The organism is Ruegeria sp. CDSA079, assembly GCF_059612245.1.
Map to the genome: position 1 here is coordinate 1 of NZ_JBXWQF010000049.1, position 2,500 is coordinate 2,500.

General features: G+C 51.5%; 2 tRNA genes and 2 rRNA genes (1 of these 4 cut by a window edge). All 4 read right to left on the reverse strand.

Annotated features, from left to right (window positions below):
• A 23S ribosomal RNA gene (locus tag AC2FJZ_RS22210) occupies positions 1-1,562 on the reverse strand; the annotation flags it as partial.
• 489 nt (positions 1,563-2,051) lie between these two features.
• Positions 2,052-2,127 (reverse strand) — tRNA-Ala (locus AC2FJZ_RS22215).
• 9 nt (positions 2,128-2,136) lie between these two features.
• Positions 2,137-2,213: transfer RNA gene (locus AC2FJZ_RS22220), tRNA-Ile, on the reverse strand.
• A gap of 215 nt (positions 2,214-2,428) precedes the next feature.
• Positions 2,429-2,500 (reverse strand): 16S ribosomal RNA (locus AC2FJZ_RS22225) (it continues 1,392 nt past the right edge of the window).

Sequence of the window (2,500 nt, forward strand, 5' to 3'; positions counted from 1 at the left end):
CAATCCGATAAGGATGAACTACCTCTGAGATCCGTCACCACTCCACGGCCTAGGAATATTAACCTAGTTCCCATCGCCTACGCCTTTCGGCCTCGGCTTAGGGGCCGGCTTACCCTGCTCAGATTAGCTTTAAGCAGGAACCCTTGGACTTTCGGCGAGAGTGTCTCTCACACTCTTTGTCGCTACTCATGTCATCATTCTCACTAGTGATCTCTCCACCGGATCGCTCACGCGCCGGCTTCATCGAAAAGACTCGATCCTGCGCTACCGCCTATTCGGCTACTTGAGCGCTTACGCGCACCAAATGACCGGCGGCAATACAGGATAAGTCTTATGTCACACTACGCTCTGCTACCATGCCTTACGGCATCCTAAGCTTCGGCTCATGGCTTGAGCCCCGTTACATCTTCGCCGCAGGACAACTTATTTAGACCAGTGAGCTGTTACGCTATCTTTAAAGGATGGCTGCTTCTAAGCCAACCTCCTGGTTGTTTTGGTCGTCCCACCTGCTTTCCCACTTAGCCATGAATTGGGGGCCTTAGCTGTAGGTCAGGGTTGTTTCCCTCTCCACTACGGACGTTAGCATCCGCAGTGTGTCTGCCATCTAGTACTCCCGGGTATTCGGAGTTTGGTTAGGATCAGTAAGCCTGTGGGGCCCCATTACCCATCCAGTGCTCTACCCCCCGGGGTATTCGGATGACGCTCTACCTAAATAGATTTCGCAGAGAACCAGCTATCTCCGAGTTTGATTGGCCTTTCACCCCTAGGCACAGCTCATCCCGATCCTTTTCAACGGATGTGGGTTCGGTCCTCCAGTAAGTGTTACCTTACCTTCAACCTGGCCATGCCTAGATCACTCGGTTTCGGGTCTGATCCCACGAACTCATACGCCCTATTAAGACTCGCTTTCGCTACGCCTACACCTAACGGCTTAAGCTTGCTCGTGAGACCAAGTCGATGACCCATTATACAAAAGGTACGCCGTCAGATCTCGAGGATCCTCCGACTGATTGTAGGCGTTCGGTTTCAGGTACTGTTTCACTCCCCTCGTCGGGGTGCTTTTCACCTTTCCCTCACGGTACTGGTTCACTATCGGTCAGCAAGGAGTACTTAGCCTTCGAAGGTGGTCCTCCGATCTTCAGACAGAATTTCACGTGTTCCGCCCTACTTAATACGTCCGTCAAAGCTTAGAATACGGGGCTGTCACCCGCTATGGCCATGCTTCCCAACATGTTCTTCTCACTTATCCGGCTCGGCTGGTCCCCGTTCGCTCGCCGCTACTAGGGGAGTATCAATTGATTTCCTTTCCTCCGGGTACTTAGATGTTTCAGTTCCCCGGGTTTGCCTTTATAACCCTATGTATTCAGGTCATAAATACTTGATTAAGCCACCTATTGATTACCCAGAGGGTAACAATAGAGAGCTTTCAAGTGGGTTGCCCCATTCAGAAATCCATGGATCAAAGCTTATTCTCAGCTCCCCATGGCTTATCGCAGAGTATCACGTCTTTCATCGCCTCTTGCTGCCAAGGCATTCACCAAACGCCCTTCTCGCGCTTGATTTGATCCAGAAAAAGAAAGACTTGATATTGGCACTACCGCCTCTTCGGCGACTTGAGTGCGTTTGACCGCACACAACCAAAGCTGCGCTAGTAATCAAATCAATCACGATGACCCAGCTGGTAACTAAAGGTCATCTGTTCTTCTGAACCAAAAACATACATTTCCCGCCCCCGCCACTTGGACGAGGACAATTGAGCAACCCCATATGGTCTCTCAGCCGTGCAGCTGATCAACGCAGGTCGCTCGGGTTAGTATATTAGACTTGGACAACTCTGTTCGTTTCGACCGGGATACACGAGACAGGGCCGGCTAGACCCAAACCGTGCCGTCCGCCAAACGGCAGAACCGACCGAGATCAGTGCCACACTCGGCACGATCAAACAGTGTTGATTGATTTCTCTCTAAACGATGTCAAAACTTCCGAAGAAGCGACGTCCGATTGGACGGTGAAGAACCAAAATGGTGCTTAACGGTCAAATCGAAGGCAAATGGTGGAGCCTAGGAGGATCGAACTCCTGACCTCCTGAATGCAAATCAGGCGCTCTCCCAGCTGAGCTAAGGCCCCAAAAGTTTTTGGTGGGTCGAGGAGGACTTGAACCTCCGACCTCACGCTTATCAGGCGTGCGCTCTAACCACCTGAGCTACCGACCCAGTTGATTTTGCAAAAGCAAAATCGACGTTGCCCGATTACGTCGTTTGCTAGCAAGCGACGACGGAGGGCCAGACCTCACAGCGTTGCGGGCCTGATATGTTCTGAAGAGATATGAGGACGGCTCGGTCCATGAGTTTGACCAACTTTGTTTGTTGATCTTCTGCTAAGTGTTCCACGATCAAGAGCAAGCTCAAGATGCCAGGAACATCCTTAGAAAGGAGGTGATCCAGCCGCAGGTTCCCCTACGGCTACCTTGTTACGACTTCACCCCAGTCGCTGATCCTAC